The 21,723-nt window shown below is 66.2% G+C and carries 19 protein-coding genes, 1 pseudogene and 1 riboswitch; of the genes and pseudogenes, 14 read left to right on the forward strand and 6 right to left on the reverse strand.

Going from position 1 to position 21,723, the window contains the following annotated elements; translation table 11 throughout:
• Positions 1-64 precede the first annotated feature (64 nt).
• The gene (locus tag A3CW_RS0124850; protein ID WP_028205976.1) at positions 65-898 is read right to left on the reverse strand and encodes a ferritin-like domain-containing protein; all 834 of its coding nucleotides are present in this window, start codon (positions 896-898) and stop codon (positions 65-67) included.
• 640 nt (positions 899-1,538) lie between these two features.
• Here A3CW_RS0124850 and A3CW_RS0124855 point away from each other — a divergent pair.
• Positions 1,539-1,736: a hypothetical protein gene (locus tag A3CW_RS0124855; protein WP_028205977.1), complete on the forward strand. Its 198-nt coding sequence runs from the start codon at positions 1,539-1,541 to the stop codon at positions 1,734-1,736.
• Between the two features lie 249 nt (positions 1,737-1,985).
• Here the strand turns inward: A3CW_RS0124855 and A3CW_RS0124860 are convergent, their stop codons facing one another.
• Positions 1,986-2,363: a hypothetical protein gene (locus A3CW_RS0124860; protein WP_028205978.1), complete on the reverse strand. Its 378-nt coding sequence runs from the start codon at positions 2,361-2,363 to the stop codon at positions 1,986-1,988.
• A 221-nt stretch (positions 2,364-2,584) separates the two neighbouring features.
• Here A3CW_RS0124860 and glpK point away from each other — a divergent pair.
• Positions 2,585-4,119, forward strand: a pseudogene (gene glpK / locus A3CW_RS47520) (glycerol kinase GlpK).
• A 141-nt stretch (positions 4,120-4,260) separates the two neighbouring features.
• A complete protein-coding gene (locus tag A3CW_RS0124870) occupies positions 4,261-4,947 on the forward strand; it encodes an HAD family hydrolase (RefSeq protein ID WP_028205979.1) in 687 nt (228 codons plus the stop codon).
• Positions 4,948-5,056: 109 nt separating this feature from the next.
• Here A3CW_RS0124870 and ribB read toward each other — a convergent pair whose 3' ends face one another.
• From ribB to A3CW_RS0124890, 4 genes are all read right to left on the reverse strand, one after another.
• Positions 5,057-5,785 (reverse strand): 3,4-dihydroxy-2-butanone-4-phosphate synthase, encoded by a 729-nt coding sequence (gene ribB, locus A3CW_RS0124875; protein ID WP_028205980.1) that lies wholly within the window; start codon positions 5,783-5,785, stop codon positions 5,057-5,059.
• A 163-nt stretch (positions 5,786-5,948) separates the two neighbouring features.
• Positions 5,949-6,122, reverse strand: a riboswitch (FMN riboswitch).
• Between the two features lie 113 nt (positions 6,123-6,235).
• Positions 6,236-6,985: a helix-turn-helix domain-containing protein gene (locus tag A3CW_RS47525; RefSeq protein WP_081771798.1), complete on the reverse strand. Its 750-nt coding sequence runs from the start codon at positions 6,983-6,985 to the stop codon at positions 6,236-6,238.
• A 201-nt stretch (positions 6,986-7,186) separates the two neighbouring features.
• A complete protein-coding gene (locus A3CW_RS0124885) occupies positions 7,187-8,374 on the reverse strand; it encodes an MFS transporter (RefSeq protein WP_028205981.1) in 1,188 nt (395 codons plus the stop codon).
• Positions 8,375-8,431: 57 nt separating this feature from the next.
• Complete coding sequence (locus tag A3CW_RS0124890; RefSeq protein WP_028205982.1) at positions 8,432-8,836, reverse strand: VOC family protein; 405 nt, start codon at positions 8,834-8,836, stop codon at positions 8,432-8,434.
• A gap of 115 nt (positions 8,837-8,951) precedes the next feature.
• Here A3CW_RS0124890 and A3CW_RS0124895 point away from each other — a divergent pair, with 115 nt between their 5' ends.
• The 11 genes from A3CW_RS0124895 to A3CW_RS0124945 all read left to right on the forward strand — a co-directional run bounded on the left by A3CW_RS0124895 (position 8,952) and on the right by A3CW_RS0124945 (position 21,700).
• Positions 8,952-9,935, forward strand: coding sequence for a LysR family transcriptional regulator (locus A3CW_RS0124895; RefSeq protein WP_028205983.1), 984 nt, complete (start codon positions 8,952-8,954; stop codon positions 9,933-9,935).
• Positions 9,936-10,213: 278 nt separating this feature from the next.
• Complete coding sequence (miaB, locus tag A3CW_RS0124900) at positions 10,214-11,587, forward strand: tRNA (N6-isopentenyl adenosine(37)-C2)-methylthiotransferase MiaB (RefSeq protein WP_028205984.1); 1,374 nt, start codon at positions 10,214-10,216, stop codon at positions 11,585-11,587.
• Positions 11,588-11,624: 37 nt separating this feature from the next.
• The gene (locus A3CW_RS0124905; RefSeq protein WP_028205985.1) at positions 11,625-12,758 is read left to right on the forward strand and encodes a PhoH family protein; all 1,134 of its coding nucleotides are present in this window, start codon (positions 11,625-11,627) and stop codon (positions 12,756-12,758) included.
• 35 nt (positions 12,759-12,793) lie between these two features.
• The gene (gene ybeY / locus A3CW_RS0124910) at positions 12,794-13,255 is read left to right on the forward strand and encodes an rRNA maturation RNase YbeY (protein ID WP_028205986.1); all 462 of its coding nucleotides are present in this window, start codon (positions 12,794-12,796) and stop codon (positions 13,253-13,255) included.
• A gap of 9 nt (positions 13,256-13,264) precedes the next feature.
• Positions 13,265-13,954 carry a gamma-glutamylcyclotransferase gene (locus A3CW_RS0124915; RefSeq protein ID WP_035513857.1) on the forward strand — a complete coding sequence of 230 codons (690 nt, stop codon included), beginning with the start codon at positions 13,265-13,267 and terminating at the stop codon, positions 13,952-13,954.
• A gap of 208 nt (positions 13,955-14,162) precedes the next feature.
• The gene (locus A3CW_RS0124920) at positions 14,163-15,056 is read left to right on the forward strand and encodes an HlyC/CorC family transporter (protein ID WP_028205988.1); all 894 of its coding nucleotides are present in this window, start codon (positions 14,163-14,165) and stop codon (positions 15,054-15,056) included.
• Between the two features lie 197 nt (positions 15,057-15,253).
• On the forward strand, positions 15,254-16,942 hold the full coding sequence (gene lnt, locus A3CW_RS0124925; protein ID WP_028205989.1) for an apolipoprotein N-acyltransferase: 1,689 nt from the start codon (positions 15,254-15,256) through the stop codon (positions 16,940-16,942).
• Between the two features lie 237 nt (positions 16,943-17,179).
• The gene (gene glyQ, locus A3CW_RS47530; protein WP_081771794.1) at positions 17,180-18,187 is read left to right on the forward strand and encodes a glycine--tRNA ligase subunit alpha; all 1,008 of its coding nucleotides are present in this window, start codon (positions 17,180-17,182) and stop codon (positions 18,185-18,187) included.
• A 16-nt stretch (positions 18,188-18,203) separates the two neighbouring features.
• Positions 18,204-20,303 (forward strand): glycine--tRNA ligase subunit beta, encoded by a 2,100-nt coding sequence (gene glyS, locus A3CW_RS0124935; RefSeq protein ID WP_028205990.1) that lies wholly within the window; start codon positions 18,204-18,206, stop codon positions 20,301-20,303.
• Positions 20,304-20,333: 30 nt separating this feature from the next.
• Positions 20,334-20,897: a D-glycero-beta-D-manno-heptose 1,7-bisphosphate 7-phosphatase gene (gene gmhB / locus A3CW_RS0124940; RefSeq protein WP_028205991.1), complete on the forward strand. Its 564-nt coding sequence runs from the start codon at positions 20,334-20,336 to the stop codon at positions 20,895-20,897.
• Positions 20,898-20,938: 41 nt separating this feature from the next.
• A complete protein-coding gene (locus A3CW_RS0124945; RefSeq protein ID WP_028205992.1) occupies positions 20,939-21,700 on the forward strand; it encodes a lysophospholipid acyltransferase family protein in 762 nt (253 codons plus the stop codon).
• The last annotated feature ends 23 nt before the right edge of the window (positions 21,701-21,723 follow it).

Consider the following 21,723-nt stretch of genomic DNA (forward strand, 5'->3'; position numbering starts at 1 on the left):
TTCGCTTGCAGAAACGAAAAAGCCCGCTCGAACAGCGGGCTTTTTGTTTTCGCGCGCCGATGTCCTAGCGGAAGAAGACGTGTTGCGTGATCTTCGCGAGCGGATAGTGCACGCCGGGCCGGATCTTCGCAGGCAGGTTGAGCGGCTTGAGCAGCATCTTCACGCACATGTCGGCGGAAAGATTGTGGCGCACCAGCTTGTTCACGCGCGCGGTGAGCTCGCGGCTATAGGCATCGTCGCGCACGCGGTCGGGGTAGCGGCTCGCGTACACATGGCGCAGCGCGATCTCGGAATCCTCGTTCTTGATCTCCATCACGCGGCGCATGAGCGCACCGAGTACGGCGAGACGCCCGTGCCCTTCTATCTGGTTGTACTTCTTGAAATAGCGGAAAAAGTGCTTGTAGTGGCGCACTTCGTCGCTGCGAATGTTGTCGGTGATTTCCTTGAGCACGGGCTCATCCGAATACTCGCCGATCGCGCGGTAAAGCGTGGCGGTGCCGGTTTCGACCACGCAGCGCGCAACCATTTCGAGCGCGCGCGTTTTCTCGAACTCCTCGAATGAACAGGTCTTCGAATACTCTTCGATGAAGGTCTGAAACGCCGCGTCCCAGTCGAACTCGGGCCACACGTACTGGATGTACGTCTTCAGCGCACGCCCGTGCTGAAGCTCCTCGGGCTCCCATTCGCGGTTGAGCCACTCTGAGACCTCGGGGTCGCCGTTGAAGAATACGTTCAGGTTACTGGTGTAAAGGTCGGAACCGCTTTCAATGAACGAAGAGGCGGCGAGGAGCAGCATCAGGTCTTCGTTGGCGGCGGCACGTTGACGGTCGATACGTGTGAGATCGATGTCTTCGATGCGCCAGGGCATCACATGGCGAGGCTCATTGTCGTTACGCATTGTGTCCTACTCCCGAAGCGGCGTTTTACGCTCACGACGCGCGGCGCCCGGCCGGAAGCCCGAGGCCCGGCGAACTGCGCCAGTCACGCGCGGCGAACGTTACAAGCCATCCCTATTTCCATCTTAGCTGTACTTTCGCGTAGCTGCAGTCACAAAGCACAGACCGGGCCCGGTTCCCGCAGTTCCGCGAATTGACGACCTCTTCGCGTTACGTCATGTGACGATCACCGGCCGAGGCGCAAACGCATTACGCGCGGGTACCCGCGGGCATACCGTGCGTTTGATGCGTAGCGTATCGACGCGGATTCGCTCGCTGCGTGCCGCGCTGCGGCACGAACTTCAAGTGATTTCGCGAATCCAGGCGGCTCGCAACACCGCTGCGTGCGGGCTCGAATGTCAAAGGGAAAATTTTCGGGGCGTGGTTTGTACAACGCAGCGGCGTTGACTACACTCCAGTTCCCCGAGGTAGATCCCGGGCTGGATGCCGTTTTGGCCGCGCACAGGCGGTCCGGGCGGCCGGTCCCTCCAGCCAGCCGATCTGCACGGTCGCAGGCTTTCGCTCACACCACCGCATTCCTGTCGCTGCGCCGCCCTGCGGGCCGCAACCGGCGACCTCTGATGCGGCAACACGGAGAGAACGATGCTGAGTCCGCATGAATTCGCCACCCTGCTGCTAGTACAGGACGCCCCCAACCAGCTCGACATGGAGCGAGAAGAACTGGACGCCTTGCTCGAACGACAGCTCGTCCAACTGGAGCGCCTTGCATCCGGCCTTCAGCAATGGCGACTAACCGAAATCGGCGACTCTGCGTTACGCGCCATCAAACGGTGTTCGTAGCCTGATCCCGCGGGCCGAGCACCCGCGTAGTCACAGGCTCCATTGCCCTCTATCGATTTGCGCGGACGCATGGGTCGTCCGCCAGCCCGGCTTGTCGGGCACGTCCCCGATGCAGGCGCACGGCAGTAGACGTACGCGCCTGCAGTGCATGGTCACGCGGACCCGCGCGCTTCATGCCCGCGTGACCATTTTTTTGCGCGTGCCTCTTTGCACGCGCGGACGCGCGCACCCTGCCGCGGCACTATGCGCCTACCCGGCTCTCAGCGTGGGGTCGACCGCCGCCCGCCAGCTCAGCGCCTGGGCGCGCTGCGTATTGAGGAAGTTCACCCACTCACCCCGCGCCTCGCCGTTGCCGCTCTTGCCGAGCGTGGTGTATTGCTGCGCGAGCTGAGCCTGGAAGCCGCAAAACTGGTCCTGGGGCAGCCTGCCGCGCCGATTGGCGACCCACGCATCGAAAATGGCCGCGTAGACGCCCGGCGCATACGCACCGAAATCGACCGCCTGCCCGCCGCACATCTGTTGCAAAGCGGCCAGCGACGGTGCGCGCCCCCCGCCTTCCGGGCCCGGCGGCGCGCCCACGCACCCCGCGAGCAGCACGGCCGCACCGATCATTGCAATTGCACGCATGATTGCCTCGTTATCGTTTTCGACTGGTTGGAACGACTGCATCCCGACTCGGTTATTGTCGCACCGCGCCGCGCGAGCGACACCCTGGCCGTTGCGTCGCGCCGCGTCGAGCGCAAATCGCTTTCGGGCTATGCTGGATTCGATGCCACGCACCTCGTTGCGCGCCGGTCGACGGCCGGTCGACGCGCGTACCGCCGCGCACCCTCCACGGAGACTGCACGATGCCTCAGTCGCACGCCGGGTCGTACATCCTCGCGCTGGACCAGGGCACGACGAGTTCACGCGCCCTGCTGCTAGAGCGCAGCGGCGCAATCGTCGCGCTCGCACAGAAGGAGTTTGCGCAACTTTACCCGCGGCCCGGCTGGGTCGAACATGATCCGCGCGACATCTGGTCGAGCCAGGCAGGCGTCGCGGCGGAAGCGCTCACGCGCGCGGGCGTCGGGGCCGCCGCGATTGCGGGCATCGGCATCACGAACCAGCGCGAAACGACCATCGTGTGGGACCGTGCAACGGGTCAGCCCGTGTACAACGCCATCGTCTGGCAGGACCGCCGCACGGCCGGCTATTGCGACGAACTGAAAGCGCGCGGCCTCGAGCCAATGGTGCGCGCGAAAACCGGCCTGCCGATCGACGCGTACTTTTCGGCGACGAAAATCCGCTGGATTCTCGATCACGTCGAGGGCGCGCGCGAAAAAGCGCGCGCGGGCCGGCTCGCGTTCGGCACCGTGGACGCCTGGCTGCTGTGGCACTTCACGCGCGGCGCGCTGCACGCCACCGACGTCACGAACGCCGCGCGCACGATGCTCTTCGACATCCACAGGCTGCGCTGGGACGACGACCTGCTCGCGCTCTTCGAGATTCCGCGCAGCATGCTGCCGCAGGTGCGTTCGTCGTCGGAGATCTACGCGCGCACGGCGGCGTCGCTCTTCGCAGCCGAAATCCCGCTTGCCGGCGTGGCCGGCGACCAGCACGCGGCGCTCTTCGGGCAGATGTGCATGCGCCCCGGCATGGTGAAGAAACCTACGGCACCGGCTGCTTTCTCGTGATGAATACTGGCGCGCAGCCCGTCGAGTCGAGCCACAACCTCGTCACGACCATCGCGTGGCAAGCGCTCGGTCAAACGCAATACGCGCTGGAGGGCAGCATCTTTATCGCGGGCGCGGTGGTGCAATGGCTGCGCGACGGGCTCGGCATCATTCGCAGCGCAGCGGAAATCGAACCGCTCGCGGCCAGCGTGCCGCACAGCGACGGCGTGTACTTCGTGCCCGCGTTCGCCGGCCTCGGCGCGCCGCACTGGAACGCGCACGCGCGCGGCACGCTGTTCGGGCTCACGCGCGGCACGACCGCGGCGCATATCGCACGCGCGGCGCTCGAGTCGATCGCCTATCAGTCGTTCGACGTGCTCGCCGCCATGGAGGCCGATTCCGGTATGCGCGTGAACGAGCTGCGTGTAGATGGCGGCGCCAGCGCGAACGATCTGCTCATGCAGTTTCAGGCCGACCTGCTGGGCGTGCATGTGTTGCGGCCGCGCTCGAGCGAAAGCACCGCGCTGGGCGCGGGATATCTGGCCGGGCTCGCGGTGGGGTTCTGGCGCGATATCGACGAACTCCAGCAGCATTGGAGTCTCGAGCGCCGCTTCACGCCCTCGTTGCCGCGCGACGATGCGGCAAGGTGCCTGGCCGGCTGGCAGCGCGCGATACTCGCGGCAAAAGCATGGGCCGACACCCGCGAGGCAGACGCAATGGACGACGGCTGAGCCTCGCAGGCCGCGAGTGCGCTGCGTGCAAAAAGCAAAAGCACGTATGATGGGAGTTTCCACCTTCCCGCCTGCCTGGCTCAGGCGCACGCACCGGCCGCTGACCGCTGGCCGCGCGCTGCCCGGCCTCTCGTTTCACGCATGATCGACCATCTCATCTGCGACTGTGACGGCGTGCTCGTCGACAGCGAAGTCATCGCCGACCGCGTTCTGTTCGACACGCTCAGCAGCAGCTTTCCCGGCATCGATTTTCACGCCGCCGTGAACGCGGCGTTCGGCCAGCAGACCTCGCGCTTTCTCGCCGACGTCGCCGCGCGCTTCGACCTCACGATGCCCGAGGACTTTCTCGAGACCATCGAACATCGTTGCGAAGCCGCCATTGCCGAGTCGGTGAGCCCGATCAACGGCGTGCGCGACGCCTTGCGCCAGGTGACGCTTCCTGCCGCCGTCGTTTCGAACAGCCGGCTCACGCGCGTGCACGCTTCGGTGCGGCGCGCGGGGCTCGACACGATCTTCGGCGAACGCATCTTCAGCGCCGAGCAGGTCGCGCGGCCCAAGCCTTATCCGGACGTGTACCTGCACGCGGCGAAGCAGCTCGGCGTGGAGCCGGCGCGCTGCGTCGTCGTCGAAGACAGCATTTCGGGTTTGAACGCCGCGCGCGCGGCAGGCATGAAGACGATTGCGTTCGTGGGCGCGAGCCACATTCCATCGGGCTACGCCGACGTGCTGCGCGAGATGGGCATCACGCGCATCATGGCGCACATGGAAGAGCTGCCGGCGCTCGTCGAGGCCGGCGTACGCGGCGAATTCGGCGACGTGCAGTCGTAAGGCTGCGCGCGCCGCAGGCCCGCAGACCGCACAAGTCGCATATGTCGCGATGAAAACAGGACGCGGCCCATCGGCGCCACGTCCCTCACTCCGCTACTTTCAGCGCGCCTCAGGCCGGCTCGGCGCAGCGCTCGCGCGCCACGGCGAGCGACTCGCGAAACGCCACCAGCTCGGCAATCGAGAGCACCGGCAGATTGTGGAGCCTGGCGAAGTCGTCGACCTGCTTACCGCGCGCCATTGTGCCATCCGGGTTCATCAGTTCGCACAGCACGCCGGCGGGCGCGAGGCCCGCGAGCACCGCCAGATCGACGGTGCCTTCGGTATGGCCGCGGCGCGCCAGCACGCCGCCCTTCTGCGCGCGCAGCGGGAACACGTGGCCCGGGCGCACGATATCCGCAGGCTTCGCGTCCGGGGCAATCGCGGCGCGGATCGTCGTCACGCGGTCGGCGGCCGAAACACCTGTGCTCACGCCGTCGCGCGCTTCGATCGAGACCGTGAACGCGGTGCGGTTGCGGCTCTCGTTGTGGGCCACCATCGGCGGCAGTTCGAGCGCGCGCACCTTTTCGTCGGACAGACACAGGCAGACGATGCCGCTGCATTCGCGGATGAAGAGCGCCATCGTTTCGGGCGTGAGGCGTTCGGCGGCGACGATCAGATCGGCCTCGTCCTCGCGGTCGTGGTCGTCCTGCAGCACGACCGGGCGGCCTTCGCGCATGGCTTGCAACGCGGCGGCAATGCGCTGCGGCACCGGCTCGGAATCGATGAACGGGAGATCGGCGGCGGCGTCGAGCGGCGCGCCCTGGGATGAAGCGAGAGTGGTACTGGCAGTAAGGGACATGTGAAACGCTCCTCGCGAGAGTTAGGCGAAAAACGTTTCAGGGCATTGCAAACAGACAGGAATCCCCGGCACGCGTGATTCGCACGGATGCGGCACGCCCCAAAAATGGGGACGCACGCGCATCGGCCGAAACGCCGCGGCGGATGGGCAAACATGACCATCTGCACATCTTCTTTCATCCGGACTATGACCGTCGGCTCTGGCTTCGCACCAGATCTGCTGACCCTGCGCACGACACAATGAGGCTCGCGCAGGCGCTCGCGGGCTCGTCGACCTTGCCTTGCGGCGCGGCCGGCATACCGCCGGTGGGGAATTTCGCCCCGCCCTGAAGACGCACTGATTACCGGCTTATTACCTGACTTAACCGGCGGGCAAAGGATACAACAGGCTGCGCAACTGTGCAGCGCGAAAAAGCACGACTAGAGAATATTCTCGACGATACGGCGCGGCTCATGCCGGCTGCGCCGCCACGGCTGCGACCGACTTGACCACCTCCACCGTGTCGACCGTCCTGACCGCTTCGACTGCCGACGGCGCTTCGCCGCCAGCCGGCGCGGCCGGCACGTCCCAGCGCGGCGGCGTCTCGGCGTTGAGCGTCACGCGAAACACGCGTGCCTCGGTGTCGCCCGGGTTGCGCAGGCTGTGCGGCTGGTCGGCGTCGAATACGATCGCGTCGCCGGTTGCGAGCAGTTGGCGCCGATCGTGCACGCTCACTTCGAGCGTACCCTCGCTCACCACGAGGTTCACCGTCGTGCCGGGCGGGCGGCGCACGCCGGGCTCGGTATGCAGCGGCGCGATGCGCAGTTCGTGGAATTCGGCGGCGGCGGGCTCCCCTTCCGGATAGAGCGCGCGCGCCGAATAACGGCCGTCGGCGGAAACGAGGCGCGACGCCCGCTCGGCGGGCAAATGCTCGAAGCCGTTCACGGCATGGCGCCGCAGGAACGCCGAAACCGAGACTTTGAGCGCCGCCGCCACCTTGCACAGCACCTTGATCGACGGCACGCTGCGCGCCGACTCGACTTGCGCGAGCATCGCGCGGGAGACACCCGAGGCGCGTGCGAGCGCATCGAGCGAAAGCTGGCGTTCGGCGCGCAGCCGGGCGAGGTTCACACCGACGAGATGCTCCAGCGTCTCGTAAGATCCTTCGGTGTGCGCAATATCGGGTTGTGCATCGCGGACGAGCGCGAGGGGTGAATGCATGGCTGCCTCCAGGCGCACCGCGTGATTGCGGCGCAAGAGCATGAATGGAGGCAAGACTAGCATCGCGATTTGCCGCGCCCAACGAAGTTATCTTCACACTGTTATCAGCATTGCAGAGCGCCAATCCTGGATTGCTTTCGCGTCCTGCGCATAAGGCGCATTGCCCGCCGCACGGCCTTGCGCCTTGGCCTCATCGGGCGCTCACGTATTCTGCCGCGCCGCCACGCGCGCATCGGGCACCGGTACGGTGCGCGTGTCGAGCCGCGCCGCCGCCCAGGTGAGCACGAGCGCCGCCAACGAGACGGCTGCGGCCACCCACGGCAGCGAGTCGAGCGCCACGCCGTGCGCAATGGCGAGACCGCCCATCCACGCGCCCATTGCGTTGCCCACGTTGAACGCGCCGATGTTCAGCGTCGAAGCGAGATTCGGCGCCGCCGCGGCCTTCGCGACTACGCGCATCTGCAACGGCGGCACGGTCGCGAACGCGGCGATGCCCCACACGAAGACGGTGATCGCGGCGGGCCACATGGCGTGGCTCGTCTTCGTGAAGATGGCCATGACCACGGCGAGCATCACGAGAATGCCCATGAGCGAAGGCATCAGCGCGCGGTCCGCGAGCTTGCCGCCCAGGGTGTTGCCGAGCGTCAGGCCCACGCCGAACAGCACGAGCATCAGCGTCACGCCGCGCGGCGAGAAGCCGCCCACCTGTTCGAGAATCGGCGCGATGTAGGTGAACACGACGAACACGCCGCCGAAGCCCAGCACCGTCATGCCGAGCGCGAGCCACACCTGCGGGTCGCGCAGCACGCGCACTTCGTGGCCGAGCCCCACCGGGCCGCTGTCGTGATGATTGGGCACCAGAGCCGTCACGCCGACGAGCGAAATCACGCCAAGGCCGCTCACTATCCAGAACGCCACGCGCCAGCCGAACTGCTGCCCAATGGCGGTGCCGAACGGCACGCCCAGCACGGTGGCGAGCGTGAGTCCCGTGAACATCAGCGCGATGGCGCTCGCGCGCTTTTCCTGCGGCACGAGCGAGGCGGCCACCACGGCGCCGATGCCGAAGAACGAACCGTGCGCGAACGACGCGACGACGCGCGCGACCATCAAGAGCGAATAGTTCGACGCGACCGCGCACATCACGTTGCCGACGATGAACACGCCCATCAGCAGTTGCAGCGCGAGCTTGCGCGGCATGCGGCTCGTCAGCGCGGCGAGCAGCGGCGCGCCGGCCGCCACGCCGAGCGCATAGCCGGTCACGAGCAGCCCCGCGGCGGGAATCGTCACGTGCAGATCGCGCGCCACATCGGGCAACAGGCCCATGATGAGGAACTCGGTGGTGCCGATGGCAAAGGCGCTGATGGCCAGCGCGAGCAAGGGGATAGGCATCGAAATCTCCGAAAATCAGCCTGGATTCAAATGGGCTTCAGTGGCATCCAGCGGCCATCAAGCCGCCGCGCCGGCCGGCAGCGACGTCACGAACTCGACGACGACACCCGGCGCGAGCGCAACGAACAGCTGCACTTCCGCGCTCGCGGGCACCTCCGCCAGCTGGTACGGCACGCGGTGAGCCGCAAGCCGCTCGACGAGTGAGCGCCACTCAACGCCCGGTGCCACGCGAAACGCCACGTGGTCGATGCGCGGCGCGACGAGCGCAGACGATCCAACTGACAAGCGGGCGGGCCCGGTCGCATCGACCAGATGGATGACCGGGCGGCCGTTCGCGTAGAGCCAGTGGCCGTCCACGCGAAACGGCGGCCGCGGACCGTCTTCGAGGCCGACGATGTCGCGAAAGAAGCGGCATGTGCCTTCGAGATCGGGCGTGACGAGGGTGACGTGATCGAGTTGCATGGCGCGCGGTCCGAGGCGGTTGTCCTGAAAACACGCGCATTGTCGCGGCTACACTCGAATTTGATAATTGGCGTAGCATTTGAATCATTTTCAATCTATTTCTAATAATCGCGCGATGGACAATCTCGGCGACGTGCGCCTTTTCGTGGAGGCAACACGCCTCGGCAGCCTTTCCGCGGCGGGCCGCAAGCTCGGCCTCACGCCCGCGGCGGCCAGCGCCCGGCTCGCGCGGCTCGAAGCGGAGCTTCGTGCGCGTCTGTTCGACCGCACCACCCGCCAGCTGCGCCTCACCGACGAAGGCCGCCTCTACCTCACCTGCAGCGAGCACGCGCTGCGCTCGCTCGACGACGCCAAAGCGGCCTTGCAGGAGGGCCAGAACGCGGTGCGCGGCAAGGTGCGCATTTCGGCGACCTCGGATTTCGGCCGCAATCTGCTGATGAACTGGCTCGACGAATTCCGCGCCCTCTATCCCGACGTGCGTTTCGCGCTGATGCTGACCGACTCGCTCTCGAATCTCGTGCTCGAAGACATCGATCTCGCGATCCGCTTCGGCACGCCGCAGGACAGCTCGCTCGTGGCGCGCTGGCTCGCGCCGAACCGCCGCGTGCTATGCGCCTCGCCCGACTACCTCGCGCGCTGCGGCGAGCCGAAGGACCCGAACGATCTGGCCCGTTTCGACTGCATCGTGATCGGTTCGGCGGCGGGGCCGGTGAACGAATGGCGCTTCACGCGCGGCAGCGGATCGCAGACCGAAACGCAGACCTATACGGTGGCGCTCGACGGCGCGCTCGAATCGACGGATGGCGAAGTCGCGCGCCAGTGGGCGCTATGCGGCTACGGCCTCGCGGTGAAGTCGATCTGGGATGTCGCGGACGATCTGCGCGCCGGGCGGCTCAAGACCGTGATGCCCGAGTGGCGCTACCCCGACGCGCCGCTGCACGCGCTCTATCACCGCAACCGCTTTCTCGCGCCGCGCGTGCGGGCGCTGCTCGATTTCCTCACCGAGCGTTTCGCGCAGACTTCGGGCGAACTGGAAGCGCTCGTCCCCTGCACGGATCCGGCCGAAGCGACGCAAAGCCGCAGACGCAAACGGATATAATGTCGGATTGCGCAGAAAGCGATCCGCAGCCGCATCCGCATTGGTAAATATTGGCAAATGCGGCGCCGGCAGAAAGAAGCGAAAAACAACGCGGAACGTCCCAAGTTGCTAAACGCGCATGGCCAGAAACAGGATGCCGATGCCGGCTCACAGCCGACATCGCCGCGCCCCGATTCGGCCCCTTAAAACACCGTAGTCCTGACGTGCAGACCGTGCATCACGCGCGCGCATCAAGCGGACGACGCCCCCAGGTCAACCACTGCGAACGGCGAAACCCGATGACCAAGAAAGTTTATGTAAAGACCTTTGGCTGCCAGATGAACGAGTACGACTCCGACAAGATGGTCGACGTACTCGGCGCCGCCGAAGGTCTCGTGAAGACCGACACCCCCGAAGACGCGGACGTCATTCTCTTCAACACCTGCTCGGTGCGCGAAAAGGCGCAGGAGAAGGTCTTCTCCGACCTCGGCCGCGTGCGCGAGCTCAAGGAAGCGAACCCGAACCTGCTGATCGGCGTAGGCGGCTGTGTGGCGAGCCAGGAAGGCGCGGCGATCGTCGCGCGCGCGCCGTACGTGGACCTCGTGTTCGGCCCGCAAACGCTGCACCGCCTGCCGCAGATGATCGACGCGCGACGCGCCTCGGGCCGCGCGCAGGTGGACATCTCCTTCCCCGAAATCGAGAAGTTCGACCATCTGCCGCCCGCGCGCGTGGAAGGCCCGAGCGCGTTCGTCTCGATCATGGAAGGCTGCTCGAAATACTGCAGCTACTGCGTGGTGCCCTACACGCGCGGCGAGGAAGTCTCGCGTCCGCTCGACGACGTGCTCACCGAAATCGCGGGCCTCGCCGACCAGGGCGTGCGTGAAGTCACGCTGCTTGGCCAGAACGTGAACGCCTATCGCGGCGCTTTGACGGCCGGCGCGCACGACGTGGCCGACTTCGCCACGTTGATCGAATACGTCGCCGAAATCCCCGGCATCGAGCGCATCCGCTACACGACTTCGCATCCGAAGGAATTCACGCAGCGCCTGATCGACACCTACGCGAAGGTGCCCAAGCTCGTGAGCCACCTGCATCTGCCGGTGCAGCACGGCTCGGACCGCGTGCTCATGGCGATGAAGCGCGGCTACACCGTGCTCGAGTACAAGTCGATCATCCGCAAGCTGCGCGCGATCCGCCCGGATCTGTCGCTCTCCACGGACTTCATCGTCGGCTTCCCCGGCGAGACCGAAGAGGACTTCCAGAAGATGATGGCGCTCGTCGAAGAGATGAGCTACGACACGAGCTTCTCGTTCATCTACAGCCCGCGCCCGGGCACGCCCGCCGCGAATCTCGAAGACGACACGCCGCGAGAGGTGAAGCTCAAGCGCCTGCAGCATCTGCAGGCCACGATCGAAGAGAACGTGGCGCGCATCAGCCAGTCGATGGTCGGCCGAGTCGAGCGCATTCTCGTGGAAGGCCCTTCGCGCAAGGACCCGAGCGAACTTTCGGGCCGCACGCAGAACAACCGTGTGGTGAACTTCCCGGCGCCGCTCGCTTCGCACGCTCGCCTGATCGGCCAGATGATCGACGTGAAGATCAACCACGCGTACCCCCACTCGCTGCGCGGCGAACTCGTGCTCGCTCACGAAGACGCTTCGACGCTAGCGCATTAATCGGCGCATCGCAGGAATTCAGGAGTTCAGAGACACCTTGAAGCCCAATCAGCAGCATCTGGAATTCACCGCGCCGCGCGACGACAACGCGCGGCTCGCCAACCTCTGCGGCCCGCTCGACGAAAACCTGCGGCAGATCGAGCAAGCGCTCGACGTGACGCTCGCGCGGCGCGGCCATCGCATCACCATTCGCGGGCGTGGCGCCAAGCTGGCGCTCGCGGCGCTCGAGAACTTCTACAACCGGGCGCGCGATCCGCTCTCCGTCGACGACATTCAGTTGGCGCTCGTCGAAGCCCGGCACCCCGTGAACTTCGGCAGCAATTCGGCGAACGATCCGCGCGGCAATGGCAACGGCGGCGTGCGCGGCAATGTGAACGGCGGCAACAGCGGTGGCAACGACGCCGCCGAGATCGACCCGCGTTTTCGCGGCGACCCCGATCATCCGTTCGACGAGCCCGCGCGCGAAGGCGTCGATGTCGAGGAACTGGGCCCGAAGCTCTACACGCGCCGCGCCGACCTGCGCGGCCGCACGCCCGCGCAGCGCGAGTATCTGAAGCAGATCATCTCGCACGACGTGACGTTCGGCATCGGGCCCGCGGGCACCGGCAAGACCTATCTCGCCGTGGCCTGCGCCGTGGACGCGCTCGAGCGCGACCAGGTCAAGCGCATCGTGCTCACGCGTCCGGCCGTGGAAGCGGGCGAGCGTCTCGGCTTCCTGCCCGGCGATCTGTCGCAGAAGGTCGATCCGTATCTGCGTCCGCTGTACGACGCGCTTTACGATCTGCTCGGCTTCGACAAGACCGCGAAGATGTTCGAGCGCCAGATGATCGAAATCGCGCCGCTCGCCTACATGCGCGGGCGCACGCTCAATCACGCGTTCATCATTCTCGACGAGGCGCAGAACACCACGCCCGAGCAGATGAAGATGTTCCTCACGCGTATCGGCTTCGGCTCGAAGGCAGTCGTGACCGGCGACACCACGCAGATCGACTTGCCGCGCGGCCACAAGAGCGGCCTTATCGAGGCGCAGCATGTGCTGAAGGACGTGCGCGGCATCGCCGTCACGCACTTCACGAGTGCGGACGTGGTGCGCCATCCGCTCGTCGCGCGTATCGTCGAGGCTTATGACGCGCATTCGAAAAAGGACGAGGGCGTTGGCGACGCGCGCTAACGCCGCCGCCTGCGTCGTTTCACAGCTTTAACCCCATGCCCCGCGCACCGAAACTCAAACTGACCGTGCAGTTCCCCGCCGCGAAGGCGTTCCCCGAGCACAAGGCCGCGCTGCCGCGCGCCACCGTGGCGGCGTGGCTCAAGGCCGCGCTCTTCGCGGACGCGGAACTGGCCGTGCGCTTCGTCGATGCCGAGGAAGGCCGCACGCTCAACCGCACGTATCGCGGCAAGGACTACGCGACCAACGTGCTCACCTTCGCGTATGCCGAGAGCGAGGACGATCCGGTCACGGGCGATCTGATCCTGTGCTGCCCCGTGGTGGAAAAAGAAGCTGCCGAGCAGGGCAAGCCGCTCGCCGCGCACTACGCGCATCTGCTCGTGCACGGCGCGCTGCACGCGCAGGGTTACGATCACGAAGACGAGACCGAAGCCGAAGAGATGGAAGGCATCGAAACCGAGGTGCTCAACTCGCTAGGCTTTCCGGATCCGTACAAGTAAGCCCACGCCATGAACGACAAACGCACGCCCGATTTCGCCGAACCCTCAGCACTGCCCGAGGCGGGCGATGCGAGCGTGCCCTGCCCCGGCTACCCGCCGGCGCTCGGCGAGTCGCGGCTCCTGAGCGAAGACGAATTGCGCGCCTCGCTCGCCTGCACGCTAAAAGCGCGAGGCTGGGACGGCGCGAGCGACATCTGGCTGTTCGGCTATGGCTCGCTGATCTGGAACCCAGGGCTGCCCACCGTCGAGAACGTGCGTTCGCGCGTGCACGGCTACCATCGGGGGCTTTACCTGTGGTCGCGCGTGAACCGCGGCACGCCCGAGCAGCCCGGCCTCGTGCTCGCGCTCGACCGCGGCGGCTCGTGCGCGGGCGTCGCGTTCCGTCTTGCGGCCGAAGGCGCGATGCCGCACCTCGAAGCGCTCTGGCGCCGCGAGATGCCGATGGGCTCGTACCGCCCCGCCTGGCTGCCCTGCGTGCTCGCAGACGGCCGCCGCGTCGCCGCGCTCGCATTCGTCATGCGGCGCGATGTGTCGTCTTACACCGGCAAGCTTTCCGAAGCCACAGTGCGCACCGTGTTCGGCTGCGCGTCTGGCCGCTACGGCACGACGCTCGACTACGTGCGCCGCACCGTCGATGCACTGCGCGAGAGCGGCATGCGCGACCGCGCGCTGGAGCGGCTGCTCGCGCGTTGCGCTTGAGGTTGCGCTGGTCACGTTGACCAAACGGCGGCTGGCGTCACGGCGCGCCGCTTTTTCGTCCACCGGGCGGCGACGCCGCATCTGCGTTAGGATTGATCTGCCGGCGTGTGTCCTTTGTGTGGCATTACACGGTCGCGCCACAGGCGTGATGTATCCTTAACCCTCCGCAACAGCGCGCCCTGCCCCCAGCGGCAAAGGGCGCACCACCATGAACGACTCTTATCCCAGTCGACGCCAGACCGACAAACCGCAGGAAAAGCGCTCCCTACTCGAGCGGCTGACCGACTTCATCTCGCCCGAGCCCGACTCTCGCAGCGAGCTTCTCGAAATCCTCCAGGACGCGCACGCGCGCAACTTGATCGACGCCGATTCGCTTTCGATGATCGAAGGCGTGTTTCAGGTGTCCGAGCTTTGCGCGCGCGACATCATGATCCCGCGGGCCCAGATGGACGCGATCAACATCGCCGAAAATCCTGACGAATTCATTCCATTCGTGCTCGAGAAAGCGCACTCGCGCTACCCCGTGTACGACGGCAACCGCGACAACGTGATCGGCGTGCTGCTCGCCAAAGACCTGCTGCGCTACTACGCCGAAGAGGAATTCGACGTGCGCGGCATGCTGCGCCCGGCCGTGTTCATCCCCGAGTCCAAGCGCCTGAACGTGCTGCTGCACGACTTTCGCCAGAACCGCAATCACATCGCCATCGTCGTGGACGAATACGGCGGCGTGGCCGGTCTCATCACGATCGAGGACGTGCTGGAGCAGATCGTGGGCGACATCGAGGACGAATACGACTTCGACGAGGAAAGCGGCAACATCATCGCTTCGCCCGACGGGCGGTTCCGCGTGCGCGCGCTCACCGAAATCGAGCAGTTCAACGAGGCGTTCGGCACCCATTACTCCGATGAGGAAGTCGATACGATCGGCGGCTTCGTCACGAATCACTTCGGGCGCGTGCCGCATCGCGGGGAGAAGGTGCGCATCGGCGACCTGATCTTCGAGGTGCTGCGCGCCGACGCGCGCCAGGTTCACATGCTGCTGGTGCGGCGCGACCCGATGGCAGGACAGCGCGAAGCCGCGCTGCAGCCGCCGGGCACCTGACGCAACGCGAGCGCGCCGCCTATGCGCAGACGACGCCAGCCTCCGGGCTGGCGTTTTTGCTTCGAGCGCGCCGAAGCTTCGATCCGCCCCCAGGAGACCATCCCGGTAACGTCGCACGAAAGTGCTATCGTTGCGCTCGTCGCGCAATCCGCGCCCGCGCTTTTCAGCGCGCTTTCCATCGCATTCCACAGCACCGCATGGCCGAACCGATCGATACCCGCGCGCGCACCGAGACGCGTGCGAGCGAAACCACCAACGGCGCCGCGCGCCGCGCGCTGCCCTTCTGGCACTATCTCGCCGCTGCCGCGCTGGGCGCGCTCAACACGCTGTCGTTCGCGCCCACGCCGCGCGGCGGCTGGCTCGCCATTGCGATCTTTGCGCTGTTCTACTTCTGGCTCACGCGCACCACCGGCTGGAGGAGCGCGCTCTTCACGGGCTGGGCGTTCGGCTTCGGCAACTTCGTGAGCGGCGTCTGGTGGCTTTACGTGAGCATGCACTTCTACGGCGGCATGCCCGCGGTGCTCGCGGGCGCCGCGCTCGTGCTGTTCTCGCTTTACCTCGGTCTGTATCCGGCGCTCGCCGCGCTCATCTGGTCGTTTTGCGCGGGACACGCGAAGAATGGACGCAGCGGCGAGTTGCCGTTCTCACCCACGTGGCACGGCGCCTTCGCATTCGCGAGTGCGTGGGCGCTCGGCGAATGGGCGCGCGGCTATGTGTTCACCGGCTTTCCCTGGCTTTCGAGCGGTTACGCGCAAGTGGACGGTCCGCTCGCCGGTTTTGCGCCGATCGTGGGCGTGTATGGCGTGGGCTGGGTGCTCGCGCTCGTCGCGGCGCTCATCGCGCAGGCGGTTTTGCGCGCGCGCGACATGAAGGGGCATGGCGCGACGCCTCGGCGCGGTGCGGTGGCGACGCCTGCGCTGCTCGCGCTCGCCGTGATCGCCGCCGGCCTGCTGCTCTCGCTCGTCTCGTGGACGCAACCCTCCGGCACGCCGCTCAACGTGCGGCTGCTGCAAGGCAACGTCAAGCAGGACATGAAGTTCTCCGAGCAGGGCACGATCGATGCGCTCAACGAGTTCCAGAAGCTGATTACCGAAAAGCCCGCCGATCTCGTCGTCACGCCCGAAACCGCAGTGCCGGTGCTCGTGCAGGAAATTCCCCAGAAGTTCGGCCGCGATATCCGCGCCTTCGCCGACGGCACGAACACGGCTATTCTGTTTGGCGCAGTAGGCGGCACCATCACGTCCGACGGGCGCGTGATCGACTACACCAACAGCCTCTTCGGCATCACGCCGGGCCAGAACGGCCTCTATCGCTACGACAAGCATCACCTCGTGCCCTTCGGCGAATTCGTGCCCTGGGGCTTCCGCTGGTTCGTCAATCTCATGAACATCCCGCTCGGCGACTTCGCGCGCGGGGCGCCCGTGCAACCGCCCTTCCGCGTGCACGGTGAACTCGTGGCCGTGAACATCTGCTACGAGGATATCTTTGGCGAGGAGGTCGCGCGCACCGTGCGCGAGAGCCCGGCCTCGCCGGGCATCCTGATCAACTCGACGAACCTCGCGTGGTTCGGCGACACCATCGCGCTCGATCAGCACCTGCAGATTGCGCGCATGCGCTCGCTCGAAACCGGCCGCCCGATGCTGCGCGCGACCAACACGGGCGCCACGGCCGCCATCGACGCGAAAGGCCGGGTGATCGCACGTTTGCCGACGTTCACGGTGGGCTCGCTCGACGTGAAGGTGGAAGGGACGAGCGGCTTCACGCCCTACGTGACGAGCGGCAACAACACGGTGATCGCCATGTCGTTGCTGCTGCTGGCGCTCGGCTTTGCGTTCGGACCGGCCTTCAAGGGCGCGAAGGAACGCAAGCCGGCCAACGAAAAATAAGCCGCGCAACCACCCGCTGACGACGCAACCACGCCGCTGCCGGCCGCCCGAACCCCGTCCAGGTCTCAAGGCTCCGGCAATCCGGTAAAATTCAATGTTTTAGCACCTGGCCGCCTCCTGGCCCGGGCCACGCAAGGGGAAGGGGCAAGGCGGAGCATCGCCGCCCCGCCGGCGCGCTCGCCTGGCTCCGGCCGCCGCATTCCGCCCCCGAAAGCCCGAAAGACACTGCAGGCACACATGCTCACGTTTCAGCAAATCATCCTGACGCTCCAGTCTTACTGGGACAAGCAGGGCTGCGCACTGCTCCAGCCGATCGACATGGAAGTCGGCGCCGGCACCTCGCACGTCCACACCTTCCTGCGCGCAATCGGCCCCGAGCCGTGGCGCGCGGCCTACGTGCAGCCCTCGCGCCGCCCGAAGGACGGCCGCTACGGCGAGAACCCGAACCGTCTGCAGCACTACTACCAGTACCAGGTGGTGCTCAAGCCCGCGCCGGAGAACATTCTCGACCTGTACCTCGGCTCGCTCGAGGCGCTCGGCTTCGACCTGAAGCAGAACGACGTGCGCTTCGTCGAAGACGACTGGGAGAACCCCACGCTCGGCGCCTGGGGCCTCGGCTGGGAAGTGTGGCTCAACGGCATGGAAGTCACGCAGTTCACCTACTTCCAGCAAGTGGGCGGCATCGACTGCAAGCCGGTGCTCGGCGAAATCACCTACGGTCTCGAGCGTCTCGCGATGTATCTGCAGAAGGTCGAGAACGTCTACGACCTCGTCTGGACCGAGTGGGAAGAACAAGGCCCGAACGGCCCGGAAATGCGCCGCCTCACCTATGGCGACGTCTACCACCAGAACGAAGTCGAGCAATCGACCTATAACTTCGAGCACGCGAACGTCGACCTGCTGTTCACGTTCTTCAACGCGTACGAAGCCGAAGCGAAGCGCATGATCGATCTGCAGCTCGCGCTGCCCGCCTACGAACTCGTGCTCAAGGCCGGCCACACGTTCAACCTGCTCGACGCGCGCGGCGCGATCTCCGTGACGGAGCGCGCAGCGTACATCGGCCGCATTCGCGCGCTTTCGCGCAGCGTGGCGCAGTCGTACTACGAGTCGCGCGAAAAGCTCGGCTTCCCGATGCTCGGCAACCCCGTGCACGGCGTGCCGGGCCTCACCACCGACGAACAGGACGCCGCGATGCCCGCCTGGGCGCCGCCGCTGAAGGTCGAACGCAAGTTCGACGAGGAATGAACGGATCTCAAGAACAATGACGCAAGCTCATCACGCCACCCTCCTCGTCGAACTGCTGACCGAGGAACTGCCGCCGAAGGCCCTCGCGCGCCTGGGCGACGCGTTCGCCGAAGGCATCGCGCAGCGCCTCGCCGCGCGCGACCTGATCGAAGGCGACCTCTCGTTCGAACGTTACGCGACGCCGCGACGCCTCGCCGTCACGATCAAGAACGTGCGCAGCGTTGCGCCCGAAAAGCAGGTGCGCGAAAAAGTGCTGCCCGTTTCGGTCGCGCTCGACGCCAACGGCCAGCCCACCGCGCCGCTCGCGAAGAAGCTCGCGGCGCTCGGCTTCCCCGATTTCCCCGTGAGCGACCTCGAGCGCGCGAGCGACGGCAAGAACGAAGCGTTCTTCCTGCGCTACTCAGCGCCGGGCGCCACGCTCGCCGACGGCCTGCAAGCCGTGCTCGACGAAGCGCTCGGCAAGCTGCCGATCCCGAAGGTCATGACCTACCAGCGCCCGGATGGCAGCAACGTCCAGTTCGTGCGCCCGGTGCATCGCCTCACGGTGCTGCACGGCGACCAGATCGTGCCGGTCACGGCGTTCGGCGTCGATGCCGACGACACCACGCGCGGCCACCGCTTCCTCTCCGAAGGCCTGATCGCCATCCAGCACGCCGACGAGTACGCGCACACGCTGCAGCACAAGGGCTTCGTGATCGCGAGCTACGCCGACCGCCGCGAATCGATCCGCGCGCAACTCATCGAACAGGCCGGCAGCGACAAGGTCGTGATGCCCGAGTCGCTGCTCGACGAAGTGAATTCGCTCGTCGAATGGCCGGTCGTGTATGCGTGCAAGTTCGAGGACGAATTCCTGCAAGTGCCGCAGGAATGCCTGATCCTCACGATGCAGACGAACCAGAAGTACTTCGCGCTCACCGACGACCAGGGCCGACTGCGCTCGCGCTTCCTGATCGTCTCGAACATCGCGACGCAAACGCCCGACGAGATCGTCGAGGGCAACGAGCGCGTGGTGCGCCCGCGTCTGGCCGACGCGAAGTTCTTCTTCGAGCAGGACAAGAAGAAGCCGCTGGCCGACCGCGTACCGCTGCTCGCGAACGTGGTGTATCACAACAAGCTCGGCTCGACGCTGCAGCGCGTGGAGCGCCTCGAAGCGCTTGCCGGCCGGATTGCCTTGATGTGCAGCGCCGATATCGCGCTCGCGGAACGCGGCGCGCGCCTCGCGAAGGCCGACCTCCTGACCGACATGGTGGGCGAGTTCCCCGAGCTGCAAGGCACGATGGGCACCTACTACGCGCGCCACGACGGCGAGCCCGAAGAAGTGGCGATTGCGTGCTCCGAGCACTACCAGCCGCGCTTCTCCGGCGACGCCCTGCCCGCCACCACGACGGGCACGATCGTCGCGCTCGCGGACAAGCTGGAAACGCTCGTCGGGATCTGGGGCATCGGCCTCGCGCCCACCGGCGAAAAAGATCCGTTCGCGCTGCGCCGTCACGCGCTGGGCGTGCTGCGCATTCTCGTCGAGAAGCAACTGCCGCTCGACCTCGTCGAGCTGCTGCGCGCCACCTCCGTGCAATTTGCCGGCATCGAGGCCGTGACGGAGTCGACCCAGGCCATCTACGAGTTCTGCATGGACCGCCTGCGCGGCATGCTGCGCGAACGCGGCTTCGCGGCCACCGAAGTGGACGCGGTGCTCGCACTGAACCCCACGCGCCTCGACGACATCGTCTCGCGTCTGGACGCGGTGCGCGAATTCGCAGCGCTCGCGGAAGCGGCCTCGCTCGCGGCGGCCAACAAGCGCATCTCGAACATCCTCAAGAAGTCCGAGGGTGTAGAAGATGCGGGCGTGCAGATCGCCCTTTTCGTCGAAGCCGCCGAGAAGGCGCTCTACGCACAGCTCGAACAAGTCGCGCCGCGCGTGGAAACGCAGCTCGCCGCACGCGAGTACACGGGCGCGCTCACCGCGCTCGCGGCGCTGCGCGAAACCGTGGACACGTTCTTCAACGACGTGATGGTCAACGCCGAAGACCCGGCGCTGCGTGCGAACCGCCTCGCGCTGCTCAAGGCGCTGCATCGCCAGATGAACAGCGTCGCGGACATTTCGCGGCTGGCTGCATAAGCGCAAACAAGCGGAACTGAGCGAGACGCCATGCCGACCAGCACCACCAGAAAACTCGTGATCCTCGACCGCGACGGCGTGATCAACGTCGACTCCGACGCGTTCATCAAGTCGCCGGACGAATGGGTCGCGATACCCGGCAGCCTCGAAGCGATCGCGCGCCTGAACCAGGCGGGCTATCGCGTCGCGGTGGCGTCGAACCAGTCGGGCATCGGGCGCGGATTGTTCGACATGGCCGCGCTCAACGCCATGCACGCGAAGATGCATCGCCAGGCGGCAGCCGTGGGCGGCCGCATCGACGCCGTGTTCTTCTGCCCGCACACGGCGCAGGACCATTGCGAGTGCCGCAAGCCGCAGCCCGGCATGCTCAAGATGATCGCGGAGCGCTTCGAGATCGAACCGGCCGATACCCCGGTGGTGGGCGACTCGCTGCGTGACCTCCAGGCAGGCGCGGTACTCGGCTTTCGCACGCACCTCGTGCGTTCGGGCAAGGGCGAGAAAACGCTCGCCGCCGGCGGCCTGCCCGAGGGCACGCTGATCCACGACGACCTGCGCGCTTTCGCGCTCGACTTTCTCGCGAACGTCCCTGCGTAAAGGCGCAGGCGGCACACGCGAACACTAAACCGGCTCGACCGATGCGCTTTCTCCGCTCCCTGCTGCTGTTCATCTATTTCATCGTCTACACGATGCCGTACGCCACGGCGTGCTTTATCGCGTTCCCGTTCATGAACGCGACGCGGCGCTACTGGATGGCCGTGGGCTGGTGCCGCTCGACGCTGTTCGTTGCGCGCTACCTCAATGGCATTCGCTACCGCATCGAGGGCATGGAGAACCTGCCCAACGGGCCGGCCGTGCTGCTCTCGAAGCACCAGTCCGCATGGGAGACGCTGGCGTTCCCCGCGCTCATGCCGCGGCCGATGTGCTACGTGTTCAAGCGCGAGCTGCTGTTCGTGCCGTTCTTCGGCTGGGCGCTGGGCATGCTGAAGATGGTTCACATCAACCGCAAGGAAGGCAAGAACGCGTTCACCTCGGTGATCCGCCAGGGCAAGCAGCGCATGGCCGAAGGCGCATGGGTGATCATGTTCCCCGAAGGCACGCGCATACCGGTGGGCAAGCAGGGCAAGTACAAGACCGGCGGCCCGCGCTTCGCCATTGAAACGGGCGCGCCCGTGGTGCCGATCGCGCACAACGCGGGCCACGTCTGGCCCCGAAACTCGTTCATGAAATATCCGGGTATAGTCACGGTGTCGATCGGCAAGCCGATCGAGACGACCGGACTCACGCCCGACGAAGTGAACACGCGCGTGGAAACGTGGATCGAAACGGAAATGCGGCGGATCGATCCTGAGGCATATCGCGAAACGGATGGCGCAGCGGCGAAAGCGGCACGGATTTGAGGCGCAGCGCGTGCTGGCTCGCG

It is taken from the genome of Paraburkholderia nodosa DSM 21604 (assembly GCF_000519185.1).
Classification (GTDB): Bacteria; Pseudomonadota; Gammaproteobacteria; order Burkholderiales; family Burkholderiaceae; genus Paraburkholderia; species Paraburkholderia nodosa.